General features: G+C 49.2%; 17 protein-coding genes, 2 pseudogenes and 1 riboswitch. Of the genes and pseudogenes, 6 read left to right on the top strand and 13 right to left on the bottom strand.

Annotated features, from left to right (window positions below; all coding sequences use genetic code 11):
- Positions 1 to 116 precede the first annotated feature (116 nt).
- Positions 117 to 249, top strand: a riboswitch (cyclic di-AMP (ydaO/yuaA leader).
- 158 nt (positions 250 to 407) lie between these two features.
- Positions 408 to 1,713, top strand: a pseudogene (locus CHM34_RS01225) (TrkH family potassium uptake protein).
- 59 nt (positions 1,714 to 1,772) lie between these two features.
- Here CHM34_RS01225 and CHM34_RS01220 read toward each other — a convergent pair.
- Both CHM34_RS01220 and lexA read right to left on the bottom strand, forming a co-directional pair.
- Complete coding sequence (locus CHM34_RS01220; RefSeq protein WP_094262757.1) at positions 1,773 to 2,495, bottom strand: thermonuclease family protein; 723 nt, start codon at positions 2,493 to 2,495, stop codon at positions 1,773 to 1,775.
- Positions 2,496 to 2,601: 106 nt separating this feature from the next.
- Positions 2,602 to 3,228 (bottom strand): transcriptional repressor LexA, encoded by a 627-nt coding sequence (lexA, locus tag CHM34_RS01215; RefSeq protein ID WP_094262756.1) that lies wholly within the window; start codon positions 3,226 to 3,228, stop codon positions 2,602 to 2,604.
- Positions 3,229 to 3,424: 196 nt separating this feature from the next.
- On the opposite strand from lexA, the gene CHM34_RS19730 reads away from it, so the two are divergent.
- Positions 3,425 to 4,348 carry a C40 family peptidase gene (locus tag CHM34_RS19730; RefSeq protein ID WP_240511806.1) on the top strand — a complete coding sequence of 308 codons (924 nt, stop codon included), beginning with the start codon at positions 3,425 to 3,427 and terminating at the stop codon, positions 4,346 to 4,348.
- A gap of 59 nt (positions 4,349 to 4,407) precedes the next feature.
- Here CHM34_RS19730 and hemY read toward each other — a convergent pair whose 3' ends face one another.
- From hemY to CHM34_RS01175, 8 genes are all read right to left on the bottom strand, one after another.
- Positions 4,408 to 5,820, bottom strand: a complete 1,413-nt coding sequence (gene hemY, locus CHM34_RS01205; RefSeq protein ID WP_094262755.1) for a protoporphyrinogen oxidase — start codon at positions 5,818 to 5,820, stop codon at positions 4,408 to 4,410.
- Positions 5,817 to 6,767 carry a ferrochelatase gene (gene hemH, locus CHM34_RS01200; RefSeq protein WP_094262754.1) on the bottom strand — a complete coding sequence of 317 codons (951 nt, stop codon included), beginning with the start codon at positions 6,765 to 6,767 and terminating at the stop codon, positions 5,817 to 5,819. Before hemH ends, hemY begins: the two co-directional genes overlap by 4 nt.
- 10 nt (positions 6,768 to 6,777) lie before the next feature.
- Entirely contained in the window at positions 6,778 to 7,815 is a 1,038-nt protein-coding gene (gene hemE, locus CHM34_RS01195) for a uroporphyrinogen decarboxylase (RefSeq protein ID WP_094262753.1), read from the bottom strand.
- Positions 7,816 to 8,049: 234 nt separating this feature from the next.
- Positions 8,050 to 8,322, bottom strand: a complete 273-nt coding sequence (locus CHM34_RS01190; RefSeq protein ID WP_094262752.1) for an acylphosphatase — start codon at positions 8,320 to 8,322, stop codon at positions 8,050 to 8,052.
- 43 nt (positions 8,323 to 8,365) lie between these two features.
- A complete protein-coding gene (locus CHM34_RS01185; RefSeq protein ID WP_169713528.1) occupies positions 8,366 to 9,451 on the bottom strand; it encodes a tyrosine-type recombinase/integrase in 1,086 nt (361 codons plus the stop codon).
- A gap of 201 nt (positions 9,452 to 9,652) precedes the next feature.
- The gene (locus CHM34_RS19150) at positions 9,653 to 9,820 is read right to left on the bottom strand and encodes a hypothetical protein (protein WP_169713527.1); all 168 of its coding nucleotides are present in this window, start codon (positions 9,818 to 9,820) and stop codon (positions 9,653 to 9,655) included.
- Positions 9,821 to 9,846: 26 nt separating this feature from the next.
- Entirely contained in the window at positions 9,847 to 10,530 is a 684-nt protein-coding gene (locus tag CHM34_RS01180) for a uracil-DNA glycosylase (RefSeq protein WP_094262750.1), read from the bottom strand.
- Between the two features lie 470 nt (positions 10,531 to 11,000).
- Positions 11,001 to 11,687: a pectate lyase gene (locus CHM34_RS01175; RefSeq protein WP_094262749.1), complete on the bottom strand. Its 687-nt coding sequence runs from the start codon at positions 11,685 to 11,687 to the stop codon at positions 11,001 to 11,003.
- Between the two features lie 471 nt (positions 11,688 to 12,158).
- Between CHM34_RS01175 and CHM34_RS01170 the strand changes: the two genes are divergently transcribed.
- Positions 12,159 to 13,619, top strand: a complete 1,461-nt coding sequence (locus CHM34_RS01170; RefSeq protein WP_094262748.1) for an MDR family MFS transporter — start codon at positions 12,159 to 12,161, stop codon at positions 13,617 to 13,619.
- Positions 13,620 to 13,689: 70 nt separating this feature from the next.
- Here the strand turns inward: CHM34_RS01170 and CHM34_RS20035 are convergent, their stop codons facing one another.
- From CHM34_RS20035 to CHM34_RS20030, 3 genes and pseudogenes are all read right to left on the bottom strand, one after another.
- Positions 13,690 to 13,872 (bottom strand): WCX domain-containing protein, encoded by a 183-nt coding sequence (locus CHM34_RS20035; protein ID WP_338048633.1) that lies wholly within the window; start codon positions 13,870 to 13,872, stop codon positions 13,690 to 13,692.
- Entirely contained in the window at positions 13,785 to 14,456 is a 672-nt protein-coding gene (locus CHM34_RS01165; RefSeq protein WP_338048639.1) for a helix-turn-helix transcriptional regulator, read from the bottom strand. The genes CHM34_RS20035 and CHM34_RS01165 overlap by 88 nt, the downstream gene beginning before the upstream one ends.
- Before the next feature lie 69 nt (positions 14,457 to 14,525).
- Positions 14,526 to 14,585, bottom strand: a pseudogene (locus CHM34_RS20030) (HTH domain-containing protein); the annotation flags it as partial.
- Between the two features lie 161 nt (positions 14,586 to 14,746).
- Between CHM34_RS20030 and CHM34_RS01160 the strand changes: the two are divergent.
- From CHM34_RS01160 to ppsA, 3 genes are all read left to right on the top strand, one after another.
- Positions 14,747 to 15,622: an SDR family oxidoreductase gene (locus CHM34_RS01160; RefSeq protein WP_094263062.1), complete on the top strand. Its 876-nt coding sequence runs from the start codon at positions 14,747 to 14,749 to the stop codon at positions 15,620 to 15,622.
- Positions 15,623 to 15,804: 182 nt separating this feature from the next.
- Positions 15,805 to 16,416 (top strand): TetR/AcrR family transcriptional regulator, encoded by a 612-nt coding sequence (locus tag CHM34_RS01155; RefSeq protein WP_094262747.1) that lies wholly within the window; start codon positions 15,805 to 15,807, stop codon positions 16,414 to 16,416.
- A 28-nt stretch (positions 16,417 to 16,444) separates the two neighbouring features.
- Positions 16,445 to 19,075, top strand: a complete 2,631-nt coding sequence (gene ppsA, locus CHM34_RS01150; protein WP_094263061.1) for a phosphoenolpyruvate synthase — start codon at positions 16,445 to 16,447, stop codon at positions 19,073 to 19,075.
- Positions 19,076 to 19,222 lie beyond the last annotated feature (147 nt).

Below are 19,222 nucleotides of genomic sequence, written 5' to 3'. Positions count from 1 at the left end.
GAAAGAGGGCGCCGAGATCCGATGATTTCTATTAAGGCGCATCCTTGAAATGATCCTTGACGACTCGACCGAATGGGAGTAAATTAAACTCATGGTTTGTCAGATATGCAACAGCGCCATTCAAATCGCTGAATCCGTAAAGGAGAGGGGGACCCGATTTTTTGGGGTGAATCCTGTCCAACAGGTAGGGCGAACTCTCCACAAGCCCGAATCCGTCAGCTAACCTCGTAAGCGTGAAGGAGAGGAGTGGTGGTTTCTTTATAGAGCGTTCAAAGCAACCACCGAAGCGGACACTTCGGTGGCTTTTTCTGTGAGAAGGGATCTTTTGATACCTTTTCATCCCCTCTATATATGGTGGAAATGTGGTGATACCCATTTTATTTTGAAAATTCGCACCGGCACAAGCTTTGGTTCTCGGTTTTGCTGTCACTATTTTGATCGGTACCTTTCTGTTATCTTTGCCGATCGCATCGGAATCCCGTCAGCCGGTGTCCCCATTGGATGCCCTTTTCACTGCTACATCCGCAGTCTGTGTCACCGGATTGGTGGTAACAGATACCGCCACTACTTTCAGTACATTCGGTGAGTCGGTCATTATGCTACTTATCCAAGTGGGCGGATTGAGCTTTATGACATTTGGTGTGTTATTTGCCATCATGCTCGGAAAACGAATCGGGATCAAGGAACGTTTGGTTATTCAACATGCCCTGCATCAAACCCGGCTCCAGGGTCTGGTCCGGCTGGTTTTAGCCGTGGTCGGGATTACCTTTTTAGCTGAAACGATCGGCACGGTCTTGTTGGCGACTCGATGGATCCCGGAGATGGGGGTGCAAAAAGGTCTGTACTACGCGCTTTTTCATTCCATTTCTGCGTTCAATAACGCCGGCTTTGATCTTTTTGGTGTGTATTCGGAATTTAGCAGTTTGATCCGATATGTGGGGGACCCTGTGGTCAACCTTACCATTGCCGCCCTTTTTATATTGGGAGGGCTTGGATTCGTAGTCATTATCGAATGGAGACAAATTCGTTACCGGCAGAAAATCAGTTTGCATACCAAGTTGGTCTTGGTTATAACCGGAACCTTGGTGGTTTTAGGTACTTTATCGGTGATGGTGATTGAGTGGCGGAATCCGGACACCCTTGCCTCCCTCGCGGGTAAAGACAAAATATTGGCTTCGTTTTTTCAGGGTGTGACACCAAGGACAGCGGGGTTCAGCACGTTAAATATCGCAGATATGTACCCGGCCACGCAAACCATGATCATTCTGTTCATGTTTATCGGTGCTTCCCCCAGTTCTACAGGCGGGGGTATTAAAACAACGACCTTTGTGGTGGTCCTCTTATCCTGTCTGGGCCATGATCCGCGGGAAAGAGGATACAGAGGTTTTCCGGCGCAGAATTCCCCTTGATTCGGTCCACCGGGCTCTTACCATTATGGTGGTTTCCCTTACATTGATCCTTTCAATCACTGTTTTATTGACGATAACGGAACATACGGATTTGATGACCTCTTTGTTTGAGACCGTATCGGCAGCCGGTACTGTCGGTCTTTCTTTGGGATTAACCCCGGAGCTGACGCCGCTGGGAAAAATCCTGATTACGATCACGATGTTCGCAGGCCGTCTCGGTCCATTGACGTTAGCATTCGCCATCGCTCGACGCGAAAGGAAAAATCAATGGCGGTATCCGGAAGAACGTCCGCTGATTGGATAGAGTCAAAAAAAGCCCTCATGGAGGACTTTTTGTTGAGAAGCAATATGAATGCACCAACCTTACCAACAATCCGGCGATCGGCTACGCCGGCGTCCGGAGGCCTTGGCTTCCTGTTCCGTCTCAAAATAGATCCGGTTTTTCCGCTTAATGGTGTCGGCATCAGGACAACTCACTTTATGGTAGACTTCGCTGTTCTTGGAGGCGATGTACTCTCCCTTTTGCTCCTGTTGCCGCCCTTTTTCATGATTTTCAATGACCTCTTTTTTAAACCCGTCCTCCTGTACGTAATTTTCTACTTCCCAAATGCCCCTCTGTTTGTGTCGGGCTTCCTCTTGCATGGATCGGTAACGGTCGACATATTTCACATTGGGCGGATAAATATAGGCAACCCGGGCCAGGCCTTTTTTCAGCAATTCTTCCTGAACCGAAACCCCGTCCGCATACAGATAGGCTAGTAAGCGACCGTATTTATCCCGTTCCGAAACGTCCTTTTCCAACTCCACCGTTTCGGCTTGATTCAACATCTTTTTGGTAAAGGATTTAGCTTGAGCACCATAGGGTTGTTCGCCCAGCCGCGGGTGGTTGGTTTCCGGAGTATCCACCAGGAGGAAGCGAACGGATTCCTTTTTACCTTCGATGTTTACCGTAACGGTATCTCCGTCCACGACACGAACGAGTTCTACGGGGATCCGCCGGGAGGAATCCGGGTTTTCTCCGGAGTCGCTTTGGCAGCCGGTGAGGAGAACCAAGGCCAGAAAAAGAATGAGAGCAACTTTCCGCACTTGGCTTGAATACTCCTTTCTATCGGAATATATAAAAAAACCGGCCTTCGATGGTTTCAATGGCGAAAGCCGGATCTCAAACCCATATGACAGGGATCGTCCGGGGTTAGTGAAGCTCCCGAAACAGACCGATCACTTTACCCAAAATCGTTACCTCCGGAAGAAGAATCGGATCCATTTCGTCGTTTTCCGGTTGGAGACGCACATGATCCTTCTCTTTATAGAACCGTTTTACCGTCGCTTCGTGCTCCTCAGTCATCGCCACAATGATATCCCCGTTATCCGCCGTCTGTTGTTGGCGTACCACCACGTAATCCCCATCCAGCACCCCGGCATTGATCATACTGTCCCCACGGACGGAGAGGAGAAAGACGGAATCATCGGGACCCACCATGCGGCGGGGAAGGGAAAAGTAATCCTCCACATTTTCCACAGCGGTGATGGGTTCCCCGGCGGTTACTTTACCGATCAGGGGAACCATGACTGCATGCAGGGCTACGTCCGGCACTGCCGCCACCTCGTCATTCAGGACTTCGATCGCTCGCGGTTTTGTCGGATTGCGTCGGATCAATCCTTTTTTCTCCAGACGGGCGAGATGGCCGTGAACCGTGGAACTGGAGGCTAAACCGACAGCTTCACCGATTTCCCGCACGGATGGAGGATACCCTTTTTCCCGTACCTCTTTTTTTATGTAGTTCAAAATTGCTTGCTGCCGCGGCGACAATTTAGCCAACGGGACTCATCTCCTTTCCTGAATCGATTCCTTGATCCTAACCCTCGGAACAGAACCCTCCATACCCCGAACAAATGCTTTATTTTTCTACAAGTATACACGAATACAGAGTGAAGTACAAACATAGGTTCGAATCGGTTCGGTCATAGGTATGAAGTGAAGGGATTCGTTCATTCTATGGTTAGGAGGTGTAAGGATGAGTCGATGGTTGAAATCGATCATAGGGATCGCGGTTGTCTTGGCACTTTCGATTGGAGTGTATTCGTTTTTGTCCCAGGATGAGGACCGATGGAATCATGCAAGGGATCGTGCGGAAACAGGCCCGGATCGTGTGACGACTGAAGAAGTGAAGTTGGACGTGACTTTTAACAGGGGAAAAACTCCTTACGTTCCTCTGGATCGGGTTGTACAAACCATCGGATACCGGGCACACAGACAACCCGGCACTCAGACGATCCAGATCGGAGGAGCGGGGTTGGAGTATACGATTGACACGGGTTCACGAAAAGTTTATGACGGTGAACGAGTGCGTTCGCTCCCGGATCCGGTGATGATCCGCGATGATACGGAGTTTATATCCCCCCGTTCCATTGAGCGGTTATTCGGGCTTCGTACGAAAACCCAACCGGACCGGAAAGCGATTACCCTGCAACATCGGGCGGCCAATCCGCATAATGAAGCGCGAACACCGATAAGAAAAGTCGCAAATGGGGATTCACTCCCAGAGATCGACCAGCAACAATTACTGAAGTATGCTTCCAAATTCAAGGGAGTCGACTATGAATTCGGAGCCGAGTATCCCGATAATGGCCAGTTTGATTGCTCATCATTCACCCGGTATGTTTATCGCCATTTCGACGTGGATCTTCCGCGAGTGGCCAGAGATCAGGCCAAGGAAGGAGTCCGAGTTTCCCAAGAGGAGCTTCGACCGGGAGACTTGCTGTTTTTCTCCGTTCCCGGGCGGTTTAAGAACAATCATATCCCGGGGCATGTCGGTATCTATTGGGGAGATGGGAAAATGATTCACACCCTGGAAGAAGGGGTCGGGGTAACAGTCGAGAGCTTGAACAAAGAAAAATTCCGTAATAACTATCTTACGGCCCGGAGAGTGGCACAATAGCCTTGTACGGCATCAAAAAGGACCTGTCTATCTAAACAGGTCCTTTTTGATGCCGTTCTTTATGCCTTCCCCAACAATTCCAGCACTTCCCGGGCGGCTTCCTTTCCTTGGTCGATGCAATCCGGAATTCCCACACCGCTGTAGGAGGCTCCAGTCAGAAAAAGGCCGGGAAGCCGGTGACGGGTTTGTTCTTTCAAGCGTTGAACCCAGTTGGCGTGACCAACCGTATATTGGGGCATCGCACGGCGCCATCGGGTGACGCGCGTCCATTCCGGCGGGGATTGGATATTCAGGATCTTTTTTAGATCCTTTTGGACATGGTTCACGATCGTGTCATCCGGTTCATCCACAATCCCTTCATCGCCGAACCGGCCCACATAGCAACGAAGCATCACTTTCCCCGACGGTGTCGTATGGGGCCATTTTTTATGCGTCCAGGTACAGGCGGTAATCGTGGTCTCCTCCTCGCGGGGAACAACAAATCCGGTACCTTCCCGATCCAGGAAAACGGATGATTCGTCGTATCCCATGATAACGGTAGCAACAGAAGTGAAAGGCAAGGGCTCTTTCCGCTGTAAAAAATCGAAAGCGGGAAGTGCCTTCGATACCACAGAATGAGGAACCGCCATCACCACGGCGTCAGCGGTGATCTCCTCCCCTGAATCCAGCTGCAATCGATATCCTTCCCGGAGGGGCTCCATATGCTGCAGGGCGGTTCCTTTGAGGAGAGAAGAAGAAGACAGGTATTCCTCGAGGGCGTCCACTATGTGAGATAGCCCTCGTTTCAAAGTGAGAAACTGTCCCTTCGGTCGGCTCCGGTTTCCTGTCGCAGAAGAGGAACGGGTTTTTTTCGTCCCCAGAATCAGACTGCGATGGTTTTTTTCCATCCGGACATATTGGGGAAAGGTGGCCATCAGGCTGAGCCGGTCGATATTTCCCGCATAGATGCCGGAAAGAAGGGGTTCAATTAACTTGTCCACCACTTCGTCTCCGAGGCGCCGACGGAAAAAGGAGCCGACGGAAACATCTTCTTCGCTTCGGCTGCGGGGAAGCACTAAATCCCCGGCGGCACGGATTTTCCCGGCGGGGGAGAAGAGGGGGGTGAAGGCGAAAGGGGCCAGTCGGGTCGGCACCCCCATCACCGCCCCTTCGGGAATCGGAATCAATTGGGAGTGATGCAGGATATATGCCTGACCGGTTTGGTTACGTACCAATTGATCTTCCAGCCCCAGGTCGGTGACTAACTGTTTGGCACTGGGTTTTCGTTCCAAAAAGGAATCCGGGCCCTTCTCCATGACAAATCCATCCGTCTGTTCCGTCGCGATTTTGCCTCCCAGTCGGTTCTGAGACTCGATCAAGGTGAGGGAAAGATTCCATCCCCGTTGTTCGGCTTCTTTCTTCAAATAAAAGGCGGCGGAAAGGCCGGTGATTCCTCCCCCGACGATCGCAACCCGTTTCTCCCGGTGATTCATGCCCTCATCCGCCCTGCTTCTGTCCATTTTTTCGCTACCACATCGGCCAGTGCATCGATGAATTTCGTTTGAGCGTTAGGCATTTCCGGTCGGTCATATCGGGCTCCGATTTCATCACAAACCAGTTTGCATTCATAATCGTTGTCATAAAGGACTTCCAAGTGTTCCGCAACAAATCCGAGAGGGCAATAAACAAAGGAGGTGTATCCCTTCTCCCGGTGCAAGTCCCGGGTCAGATCCTGCACATCGGGACCCAACCAGGGTTCCGGGGTATTCCCGGCACTTTGCCAACCGATGGCGTAATGCTGGATACCGGCCGCTTCGGCGACCAACTTCGCTGTCTGCTCCAGTTGTTTGGGATAAGGATCGCCGGCCTGCAGGATTTTTTCCGGGAGGCTGTGAGCGGAGAAGATAACCACGCTCCGGCTTTGCTCCTCTTTCGGAATGGATTGGTAAGTTTGTTGGAGCTGATCCGCCCAGTAATCGATAAAGCGAGGCTCTGTATACCAGCTCTCGACGGAATGGATGCGCGGTCCGCCGATCGCTTCGGCGGTTTCTTGGGCCCGTCCGTTATAGGATTTGACACTGAAGGTGGAATAGTGGGGGGCCAATACGATACTGACAGCTTCTTCGATCCCGTCTTCGTTCATGGCCCGGACCGCATCCTCAATGAAAGGATCGATGTGTTTCAAACCGAGGTAGGCCTGAAATTCCACGTCTTCGTATCGATCATTCAGTGTTTTTTCCAGAGCATCCGCCTGCTCTTCCGTAATTCGGGCCAACGGAGAGATTCCGCCAATCGCTTGATATCGGTCCTTCAAATCCTGCAACAGATCCTCGGGAGGTCGGCGTCCGTGGCGGATATGGGTGTAGTAAGGCTCGATATCTTCCGGTTTGCGGGGGGTTCCATAAGCCATCACTAACAGACCGGCTTTCTTCTTTGGCATAATCGACACCTCATTTCTTCGTATAATCGTGGATCAGGGCGGTTAATCGTTGCAGCGTTTCTACCTGAACTTCCGGAAACGTGCCGTGCCCCAGATTGAAGATATAGCCGGGGACGGAAGCCCCCTGGTCCAGAATTTCCTTCGCTTTTTTTTCGATGATTTCCCAAGGGGCAAGAAGAAGGGAAGGGTCCAGGTTTCCCTGCAGGGTTTTCCGGATGCCCATTCTCCGGGCGGCATCGATGGATGTTCTCCAGTCCAGACCGATAACATCCACGGGCAGCCGGCCCCACTCCTCAAGCAGATGACCGGCGCCAATACCGAAATAAATGACAGGCACATCGGTCGACTGTTTGATTTCCGTAAAGATCCGGTGCATCACTGGTGCGACATAGGTGCGGTAGTCATCCTCGTTCAATGCTCCAACCCAGGAATCGAAAACCTGAACAGCGTGTGCCCCGGCTTTCACCTGCGCCTTCAGATAGGAGACAGTCAAGGACCCTAATTTTTCCATCAAAAGGTTCCAAACCCCGGGTTGGGCATACATCAATCCTTTGGTCATATGATAGTTCTTCGACGGCCCTCCTTCGACCAGGTAACTGGCCAGGGTGAAGGGGGCGCCGGCGAAGCCGATCAAAGGAACGGACAACTGTTCCTTCAGGATGTGAATCGATTCCGAAATAAAGGGGATGTGGCTTTCAGGATCCAGCTCTCTCAACCGGCGAACATCGGCTTCCGAACGAACCGGATTGGAGATCACCGGACCGACTCCGGGGCGGATGTTCACGTCCACACCGATGGGCTTGAGCGGAGTCATGATATCCGCAAAAAGAATTGCCGCGTCCACTCCCAGTTGTTCCACCGGGAGACGGGTCACTTCCGCACAGACTTCCGGAGTCTCGCTCATCTCAAAAAAGGAATATTTCTCCCGGATACGCCGGTATTCCGGTTGATATCGGCCGGCTTGACGCATGTACCAAACCGGGGTGTATTCCGTCGGTTCCTGCCGGCAGGCTCTTAAAAAGGTATCGTTGAATGGTTGGCTGGCCATTGCGACACACCTTTCATACATTAGAAGAATTATAAATAAGCCCTTTTTCATTATGACATATTTTGCGCGCCGTCATCGAGTCAGTCGTTACAATTAAGTGTCAGGAGAGCCCTTTTCCTATCGCTTCGCACCTCTTTCCATTATATCCCTGCCAAAGATTGCGAACCCCCGATCGGGGTCGCTTCGTCGAAGGAAGAAGACAGAAAAAGCGGAAGCGCAGGCTTCCGCCGGAAATCAGTATTGGATCTGAAAGGATCGATACTTTTTTAGCTCCAGTCCCTGATCGATGTCGATCTGGGTCACTTTGGAATGGGGACTCCCTTTTTTAACCGCTCGGAGGAAGGAGTCCATCTGTTCCTTATCGCCCTGGGCATCGATTTCCACCGTTCCGTCGGCTTTGTTGCGAACCCAGCCCACCATTCGATACTGGGCGGCGATCCGCTGTGTGTAGTAACGGAATCCCACTCCCTGTACTCTCCCGTGGACGATGATATGATTTCGAATCATGTTTGAACCACCACCTTTTCTTTATCGTAACCATGATCCCGCCTTATTCCAACAGATTCAGCCGGTCCAGCGCTTGATCCTGTTCCGAGTTGATCACATGGGTGTAAATCTGGGTGGTCTGGATGCTGGAGTGTCCCAGGATCTCCTGAACGACACGCAGATTCTCCCCGTTGGACAATAAGAGAGTGGCAAGCGTATGCCGCAGTTTGTGAGGAGAAATGTTGGCGGCTTTCGGAGGGAGATTGGCTTCCCTGACATATTTGCGCAGTGCTTCGTAGACCCCCTTACGGCTGATGCGGGTTTTATTTTTGTTGAGAAAGAGCGTGTTTTCATGCTCCTTGGGGACCTGGTCTCTCGGGCGGCGGTCCAGGTAGGCTTTTAAACTTTCAAGTGCGGTTGGGTTCAACTTCAGCACTCGTTCTTTTCCGCCTTTCCCGAAAACGATGACCCGGGTAATCGCTCCATCGGTCTGAATGCTGTTGATATCCAGGCCGACCAGTTCCGATACCCGCATGCCTGTATTCAGGAGCAGGAGGATCATGGCCCGATCCCGGTATTCATACCAGGGTTGTCGTCGCCTTTTCTGTTTTTCATGGTAAAGGCCCACAGCCTCCACGAGGCGCAATGCTTCATCTCGGGTCAGAAAGACCGGCACTTTTTTATGATGCCGGGCTCGCAGAGAAGCGTCTTCATACTCTTCCATCGGATCCCGGTCGAGGACATGGGTTTTGACGAGATACCGGAAGAGGGAGCGGAGAGAGGCTTGCTTTCGCTGTTTTCCAGCACGGGAATTTTCCCGGAAGTGCTTTCGCTTCACCCAGACTTCTTCTGTCTCGCCGCTTGCCGGATTTCTCTTTTTCAACTTCACATGGACCGTCCGCTCATAACCGTTTTCGATCCGACGGAAGAAGCGTTTCAGCGTTCGGGAGGTGACATCTTCCAGAGTCACATTTTTTGAGGCCAAGTAATCGAAGAAAAGAGTGAAATCATAAGCGTAGTTGGCGATGGTTTGCTTGGATCGATCGGCACTGATCATCTCCAGGAAAAATTCCTGAACATCTTCGGGGAATTTTATGATCATTCGGTTGATGCTTTCCGGCAAACGTCTTGAAAATACAGGTTCATCCATAGGAAACACTCCCGGTTGAAGGAATGGTTTGTTTAAACCGGAGTTCGACAGAGAGTATAAAAGTCCTCTCGGTCTCATGTTTGCATCAGACATTTTTAACTTCCGATAATAAGACCGTATCGGAAGTTAAGTCGTTTTCCGTTCTTTCTCATTCAAGGGTATCTAATCCTTCTACTGATGAGCTTGATCGTCAGCTGTTCTTCAACTGATGGTCCGGCGGCAAGCTGTATGGAAGAGCTTCCGGGGAGAGAAGGCGGCTTGGCGGAGCCGGGAGGCGGCTGGATCCATGCTGTACCGGCTATCGCCACGATGAGTAGAATCACCCCGCCGATCAACCACCCGTTTTGTTTCAAAAAGCTGGGCACCCATCAACACCTCACCTCCCCGACTGTTTTCTATTCGATTCGCCCATGAATCCGCCAGTCGATTTCCGATCGGCCTGCCTCCTTTAAAGCGTGATTAATCCTCGAAAACGGACGACTTCCAAAAAAGCCCCGCTTGGCGGACAGGGGAGAAGGATGAACGGATTCAATGACGGGATGGCGATTGGTGTCGATCCACTTCTTTTTCTTTCGGGCGTCGTTTCCCCATAAAACAAACACGACCGATTCGTCTTTCTCGTTCACCTTGCGGATGATGGCATCGGTCAACGTTTCCCAGCCCTTGTTTTTATGGGATTTGGGTTCATGGGCACGAACCGTCAAAATTGTATTCAGCATCAAGACACCCTGACGGGCCCAGGGGATCAAACATCCGTCATCGGGAACTTCGTACCCCAGATCTTCCTTCAATTCTTTAAACATGTTTCTCAACGAAGGAGGTGAAGGAACCCCTGGCCGGACGGAGAAAGAAAGACCGTGCGCTTGATTTTCATTGTGATACGGGTCTTGTCCAAGCAATAACACTTTCACCTGATCATAGGGGGTTAGCTCAAGGGCGGAAAATTGATGATTCTCCGGGGGATAAACGATATAACGGGATCGTTCTTCTTGTAAAAACGAAGCCAACCGACTGACATAAGGTTGCTCCAACTCATCGGCCAATACGTCGTTCCAATCCTGAGGAAGATGAAATGCCATCGATATAAGACCTCCGATGAATAGAGAAAATATGTTCCCCTTTATTATAATCTTAAAAGCGAATGGAGGGAACCGGTCAACAAGATCTGTGATTGAACAGGCAAACTGAAAAAAACATATAAGGAATTTGCTAGGCTCTCAAATTTCCGTTTTAAGGCCTCTTTATTTTTCAGGTAGGGGTATAGGCCATAGTGATTCTCCATTTTAAAGGCTCTTTCTTTCAGAAGGGAAACGATTCGTCGATGCCGACAGATGACTAACACTGGGAATATAGCAGAAGCATTTTTAGAATTCAGTGGGAGAGGTTTGGATGAAACTTGCAACATGGTTAACCGTATTGGGAGTATATAGATCAAGGCCCTAACCTTGTGTATGTATCTACAAGGTTAGGGCCTTATTTCTTTTATCTCTTTTCCCCATGGTCATTCAAAGGATATTTATCTCGTTTAACAAAATAAGTAGAGGGTTTTTTATAAGTCGTCACTGATATCCGTGTTGCCTTTTTCAGTAATGTGTTTGACTCCGATCCATTTTTCTTTTCCGATATTGCCGTATTTGGTATTGACCATGGTGACTTCACTGGTGTTGCTGTCCGTTCTGAAAATGGCCTCTTTCATGTTAGTGATGGTGCAATCCTCAATGTAAACAGAAACTTTGAAGGTCGTACCACCATTTTGGCGGATGAATTTGCCAGCATTATCCCCTTTGAAATTATATACTTTAAAGGTGGCCGGGGCGTTGATCTGGAACATCTTATCCTCCCCATTTTGAGCGGAACCACCTTTAATGGTTACCGTTCCTTCTTCTTTCACCGTCAACGCATCTTCACCGATATCTTCCCAGACGATATTTTCAACATTGCAATCGCCATAGCAGTGAACCCCATCCGCGGCTGGAGATCCGAGAACCACGTTTTTCAAAGTGGCGCCTTTCTCCAGCCTAAAAACGGGTTCTTGATTTTCATCCTGGCTGCCATCTCCCAACTCGGGCCCGGCGATATACCTTTTCCCTTCACCATCGAAGGTCTCGCCGGCTTCCACCACAATGGTTTCGTGGAGAACTTCATCATCGTCAGCCGCCGCTGTAGTTGGAGGGAAAAAGCTGGACACAGCGATCGTCAGGCCTAACACCAGGGACCAATTCAACCATTTTTTCATAGAAAAAACCTCCTGTAGGAAAAAGTATATTTTTCAATATAAATAACAATAACACAAATATAAAATAAATAATTACATTCAGCTAAAAAAGGTGCGATAGGTAGCTGTCATTCGAGTGTAATTTGAGTTCTATTTGTAGGATGAAGCAAGCCCTACTATCTCTGACGGTATCTCCGTTGCCGGGGCCGAAGTAGCTTGGTATTCACTCATGGTTATTTTTCTATTACTGAAAAAGGAAACTGATCCAACCAAGTAATCATTGCTGATATGGCCTTAAAGCATGATACAGAAATTTTTAATGCTAGGATTCAAAAAGAGGTGTTTGATCCGGGATGTCTGATGATCGGAGAAATTTTGTGTTATAATATAGATTTGTATGTATGATGTTTTCGGGAGCAAACTTTTTCATAAAAAATGTTTGCTGTGGTATCGATAAACTACATTGATTTTAAGGAAGAAGGAAGGAAGAATATGGTTTGGAGTCAGAAACCAACACAATCTGAAGAAACCTTCAATAAGATTCCCCTCATGATTGTATTAATTTCGGGAGCTTTTTCAGCTATTCTGAATCAGACACTTTTAGCGACCGCATTACCCCACATTATGGAGGATTTGCATCTGGAAGCGAATACGGCCCAGTGGCTGACATCGATTTTCATGCTGGTCAATGGGATTATGATCCCAGTTACGGCATTTTTGATCGGCCGTTTTACAACAAGAGGCCTGTTTCTTACAGCAATGGGTTTGTTTGCTGCAGGTACGCTCATTTGTGCCGTTGCACCGAATTTCCTGTTCTTAATGGTTGGTAGAATCACTCAAGCCGCTGGGGCGGGTATTATTATGCCATTGATGCAAACGATACTGATGTTGATCTTTCCTGTTGAAAAACGGGGAACAGCGATGGGGATGTTTGGGTTAGTCATCGCTTTCGCACCAGCGATCGGCCCGACTTTATCCGGTTGGCTTGTCGAACATTTTCCGTGGAGAAGCTTATTTTATGTCATCTTTCCCATCGTTGTCATTGACTTTATTATCGCTTATTTCATTCTCATCAATGTAACCAAACAGACAAACCCGAAGGTTGATGCCTTTTCGATTATCCTTTCTTCCTTAGGGTTTGGCGGCTTGTTATATGGATTTAGCATTGCAGGTAATGATGGATGGGCGAGTGAAGAAGTCACAACATCCATGATTGTCGGTGCGGTTTCTCTTTTTTGGTTTATATGGAGGCAGTTGAAATTAGAACAACCCATCCTCGAATTCCGGGTATTTAAATATAAAATGTTCACCTTAACAACAGCCCTCGGTATGGTCGTATTTATGGCTATGATTGGGTCGGCAACGGTTTTACCGTTACTCATGCAAAATATGCTCGGTTTTACAGCGTTTGAATCCGGATTAATGCTGTTACCAGGTGCTCTTTTAATGGGAATGATGAACCCCATTACCGGGCGGCTCTTTGATCAGTTTGGCGCCAAATGGCTAGCGATTATTGGATTATTTATCGTCACCATTACAACATTTATGTTCGCCATTCTCACGGCTCAGACGACTTTTACTTATTTAGCAGTGGTGAATGCGATCAGAATGCTAGGCATCGCCATGGTCATGATGCCAGTGACAACAGCCGGCTTAAATCAGCTGCCAAAGGATTTGATTCCTCACGGAACCGCGATGAACAATACGATGCGCCAAATATCAGGTGCTGTTGGAACGGCCTTACTCGTAACGGTCATGATCAACAATGTACAGCCTGAAAAAGGTGTGAACGGGCTTGTTCATGGTGTCAACGTATCGTTTGTTGTTGCCGGCATTACCTCGATCGTCGGTCTCGTATTAGCCTTCTTTATCAAACATTCCCATCCCGAGACAGAGGATGATCCTGAACAAACAAGGACGAAGGAAACCAACCGGACAGTTACTGAAAGCTGATTCTATATACCTGCCGGCGTAAAAAGGCCCGTAGCGGGCCTTTTTTATATGCTCCATTCCAAATCATCCATTACTGATCATAAAAATGAATGACCGATTTGGCCTTTGATACTACTTTTTCAACAAGGTTACTGGGTTCCACGATTTTCATTTTGTCACCGAAACCTAATATATATTCGATCGCTTCCTGCTCGTGATGAAAAACCAAAATGGCGGGAATCCATTCATTACCGGGATGATCCGTACGAACCATTCGGACAAACCGACCGGTGAAATGAATTTTGTTGATAATTTCCGGGTTACCTCTACCTGAAATTCAGGCAGACTTTGTATAAAATCAGCCTTTGACTGATCCCAGTACACGGCCAAATTGAATGCATCAGGCCTGTCGAATGTCTCATTTTTGATTTTTGCCAATTCTATCCGGGACACTCTGTAATTACGCATGCCTCCGTCGGTGGAAGCCGCGAGATACCACTTTTCGCCCATGGCGACCAATCCCAACGGTTCAACGATTCGTTCACTTCGACCACCGTCTGCCCTTTTATATACAATCTCAAGTTTTTTGTCTTCCCATACGGCCTGCTGTATCGTTTTGAAAAAGTCGGCTTTTTTCTTGGACTCTCTCCAGTTGCTTGTATCGATATGAATTCTTTCCCAGATCCTTTTGGCCTGATCTTTGTCATGTACCGGAATCGATGCCAGTAGTTTTTGTCGGGTATCCAATGACTGGCGATTCAATCCCAAATCGTTCAACAATGGCTCCGACGGGACAATAAATAGGGATTGGATATCGTCCGAGGTCATTCCACTTAACTGATTGCGAAAATGATCCAATAAGCGCCATCCCCCGCCTTTTCCTCTTTCGGAAATGATGGGGACTCCTGCTAAACTCAAAGCGTCCATGTCCCGAAATATGGTTCTTTTTGACACCTCTAATTCGTCCGCCAATTCCCCGGCAGTCATCTTTCCCCTGTTTTGCAGCAAAATCATCATATTTAACAACCTGTCGGCTCTCATGACCATCATCCTTTAACGAAGGGGGAGCCCCGTTTATGGAATATGACAATGGATGTCATATTCCATATTGTATCCTTTCATTGAAAAGATGAAAGGAGATGGAACCGATGAAACCCTTGGACGGAAAAGTGGCTGTGGTAGCCGGTGCAACCCGGGGAGCGGGACGTGGGATTGCCGTGATGCTCGGAGAAGCGGGGGCAACAGTTTATGTTACGGGACGGAGTACAAAAGAGAACCCGTCTCCGATGGGAAGACCGGAAACGATTGATGAAACGGCTGAACGGGTTACTCAACGAGGGGGGAACGGGATTGCTGTCAGAGTGGACCACACGGATCAAGAAGAGGTCAAAGCATTCTTTCGAAAGGTTGAAAAGGAGCAAAATGGACAATTGGATATTCTGGTGAATGATGTTTGGGGAGGTGATCTTCTTACCGAATGGCAAACTTCTTTTTGGAAACACAATCTGGATCATGGACTTCTCATGCAGAACCAAGCTGTACATTCCCACATGATAACCAGTCATTACGGAGTCCCTCTCATGGTTCAAAACCGGAAAGGTCTTGTTGTGGAAATCACAGACGGGACCGGCTATCAATATCGGGGAAATCTGTTCTACAGCCTGGCAAAGATTTCGGTGATTCACTTGGCTCAGGCGATGTCACACGAGCTGAAAGAGGATCATGTAACCGCCGTCGCGGTCAGCCCCGGCTTTTTGCGTTCAGAAGCCATGCTGGATTTATTCGGTGTAACGGAAGAGAATTGGCAAGAGGGAGCCAAAAAAGAGCCACATTTTATCGCTTCGGAAACGCCTTATTTTGTAGGGAGAGCGATTGTGGCTTTGGGCTGTGATCCGAACGTCCATGAAAAGACGGGTAAAGCCCTGAGTTCTTGGGAACTATCCCGCGAATACGGATTTAAAGATATCGATGGAAGACGGCCCGATTGGGGTCAGTATTTTGAAGAGAATATTTTGAAAGAATGAGTGAAGTAAAAACCGACCGAAGAAACCCTAACCTGACAGCAGGTTAGGGTTTCTTCGGTCGGGGGCCATCTACTCCAGTGATGGGGTTATGACTTTGAAAAATATATTGACCGATCAGTCAGCATATACTATAGTAGTTGCTAACCGAATGGTCATCATAATGAAAGGGGTCGGAGTGGCTCTTGCCTTTACAACTGTATGAAAAAGAACAGATCATGGACGTCTGCTTGGCGGTCTTCGCCCGTCACGGGTATGAAAAGGCCTCGACCGCGATGCTGGCCGAGGCGGCCGGTATCTCCAAGGCCCTGATCTTTCATCATTTTAAGAGTAAGAAGGATCTGTATTTCTCGATTTTGGATCGATGTCTTGAAAATATAAAAGCGGAGCTTCGTGTTGATGATCTCCTAGAACATGAGGATTTTTTCGAGGCGAAAGAAAAAATCAGTCTGATCAAAATGGATTATCTAAAAAGGCATCCCGACGTATACAAAATGATGATGGAGGCTTTTCTCTCGACACCGGATCAATTGAAGGAAGATGTGGATAAAAAGTATGGCGAGCTGATGGCTCAAAGGGATCGGATCTGGAGACAGTTGTTTGAAAAAGTCCCTCTTCGAGAAGGGGTGGATCGTGAAGAAGCTTACCAACTGATACAGATGACATTGGATGGTTTGGGAGAGAAGTATTTGTCGGAGATGACGGATGAAAAATCGTTGGAGGATTCGGTTTATCAGCATCTGCTTAAGGAGAGGAAACGCTTTTTGGATATGATTCGATATGGAATCGAAGGATAAAGCGGATGAGGTAAAGGGGGAAATCCGTATGGGTTCCTATGTACTGGATTTTCAGGAGATCGACCAAACAAAGCTCATGCTGGTCGGGGGAAAAGGTCTCCATTTGGGAGAGCTGTCCAGGATTGAGGGAATCCGAGTACCGGAGGGGTTTTGCGTCACCACTGAGGCTTTTCAACGAACCCTGAGGCATCATGAAAGATTTCAATCTTTACTGAATCGACTATCCATGCAGAATACGGAGAATCGAGAACAAATTTATGAAATCAGCAATGACATCCGCAGGGTTATCGAAGAAACAGCGGTTCCCCAGGATATTGAAGAAGAAATCATTCGCCATCTCTCAGATATTGGTAAGGAGCACGCCTATGCGATCCGTTCCAGTGCGACAGCAGAAGATCTCCCTCATGCCTCTTTTGCCGGCCAGCAGGATACGTACTTAAACATCACAGGCAGAGAAGCCATCTTGGAGCATATCCGTCAGTGCTGGGCATCGCTCTTTACCGATCGGGCGGTCATCTACCGCATGCAAAACGGATTTGATCATCGGAAGGTCTACCTGTCGGTAGTCGTTCAGCGGATGGTTTTTCCGCAAATCTCCGGGATATTGTTCACAGCCGATCCCGTCACCTCCAACCGAAAGGTATTGTCTATCGATGCCAGCTTTGGACTGGGGGAGGCTCTCGTCTCCGGGATGGTGTCGGCGGACAACTACAAAGTGCGGGAGGGAACGATTGTTGAGAAGACGGTCGCCCCCAAGAAAGTGGCCATCGAGCCCTTACAAGCAGGCGGCACGGAGAAGCGAGAAATCGAGCCCGACCGGCAGAACGAACAGACGCTGACGGACGGGCAGATTTTGCAATTGGAGCGCATGGGCCGAAAAATCGAGTCTTATTTTGAGTGCCCGCAGGACATCGAATGGTGCCTGGTTGACGATACGTTGTTTATCGTGCAGAGCCGGCCCATCACCACCTTATATCCTATCCCGGAGGGAAACGATGGACGAAACCGGGTTTATATGTCCTTCGGCCATCAGCAGATGATGACTGACGTGATCCTGCCCTTGGGAATGTCCTTCCTTCGGATGATATCGAATGATTTCCCCATCCATCAAGCGGGGGGCAGACTGTTTATCGATATCAGTCACGATTTGGCCTCGCCCATCGCACGAAAGATGGCACTGGCGATGACGGGTAAAAACGATCCTCTGATGACGAACGCACTCAGGAACCTGATTCAACAGAAAATTTTTATCAAATCCTTGCCCCGGGGTAAACGAGTCTTCACATTGACTCGGGAGGGAATGTCTCCCTGGTCCATGCTGTTGCAAAGCCTGAAGATCTATCGCGAGAACAATCCTGCCGTCATACAACAAATCATCTCCCAAAACGACGCGTCCCTGGAAGAGCTGGAGGATCAGATCCAAGCCGTTTCCGGAGATGATTTATTAGCCTTCATCCAGGCGGATCATCAGAGGTTTACCAAAATCTTATATGATCCCCGGGGCATGGGAGTCGTCATGGTCGGTATGTATGCGGCGAACTGGATCAACCGCAAGATGGAAAAATGGCTGGGAGAAAAGAACGCCGCCGACACCCTTTCCCAATCGGTACCGAACAACGTCACCTCGGAAATGGGGCTGGCCCTGTTGGATGTGGCCGATGCGGTCCGGCCCTATCCGGAGGTGTGGGCCTATCTGGAGAAAGAGGCCGAGGATGAGACCCTGTTTGCGGATCTGGGCCGACTGGAAGGGGGCGAAGCGGTCAGCGAAGCTTTGAAAGCGTACCTTGACAAATACGGCATGCGTTGCCCCGGGGAGATCGATATTACCAAGCCCCGGTGGAGCGAACAGCCGACCGCCCTTATCCCCATGATCCTCAGCAACATCCAAAATTTTGAACCGGGGGCGAGCAGGGCGAAATTTGAAGAGGGACGGCGCAACGCCGAAGAGAAGGAGCGGGAGCTGTTAGGTCGCCTGAAGCAATTACCGGGGGGAAGCCGAAAAGCGAAAAAAACCGAGCGGATGATCCGCCGCTTGCGTCATTTTATCGGCTTCCGGGAGTATCCCAAGTATCTGTGGATCCGGCGCTATTTCCTTTATAAACAGGCCTTGATGAGGGAAGCCTCCAAACTGGTGCAAGAGGGGGTCCTTCGGAAGAAGGAGGACACCTACTATCTCTCCTTTGAGGAATTACGGGAGGTGATCCGCACCTGCCGGGTAGATCATCGGATCATCGACGAGCGAAAAGAAGCGTACGCAACCCATAAAAAGCTGACACCGCCGAGGTTGATTACGTCCGAAGGCGAGCTTCTGTTTGGCGAATACGACAACGCCGACCTTCCCGAAGGTGCATTGCCGGGCAACCCCGTCTCCTCCGGCGTCATCGAAGGACGCGCCCGTGTTGTTCACAAGATGGAGGAGGCCGATATTGAGGAGGGAGACATCCTGGTTACCAACTCGACCGACCCCAGCTGGACACCCCTGTTTGTATCGATCAAAGGCTTGGTGACGGAAGTGGGCGGGCTCATGACCCACGGCTCCGTGATTGCCCGTGAATACGGCCTTCCGGCGGTAGTCGGGGTGGAAAACGCCACGAACCGGATCAAGGACGGGCAACGAATCCGCGTGAACGGAACAGAAGGTTATGTAGAATTGCTGTAACTTTTGCAGTGGGAAAACGGATTCCATCCGTCGGGAAGATTGGAAGGGACGCCACAATGCTATGGCGTTTTTTTCTTACAGAGCGGATTCCTACGGAATCTCGTCGACTGTCCGATAAGATGAAATGTCAATTCTTGAAGGAATTTT

This window comes from Paludifilum halophilum (assembly GCF_002245355.1).
In the GTDB taxonomy this organism is placed as follows: Bacteria; Bacillota; Bacilli; order Thermoactinomycetales; family DSM-45169; genus Paludifilum; species Paludifilum halophilum.
The sequence above is the reverse complement of the archived record's forward strand: the minus strand, read 5'-3'. Positions and strand labels throughout refer to the sequence as shown.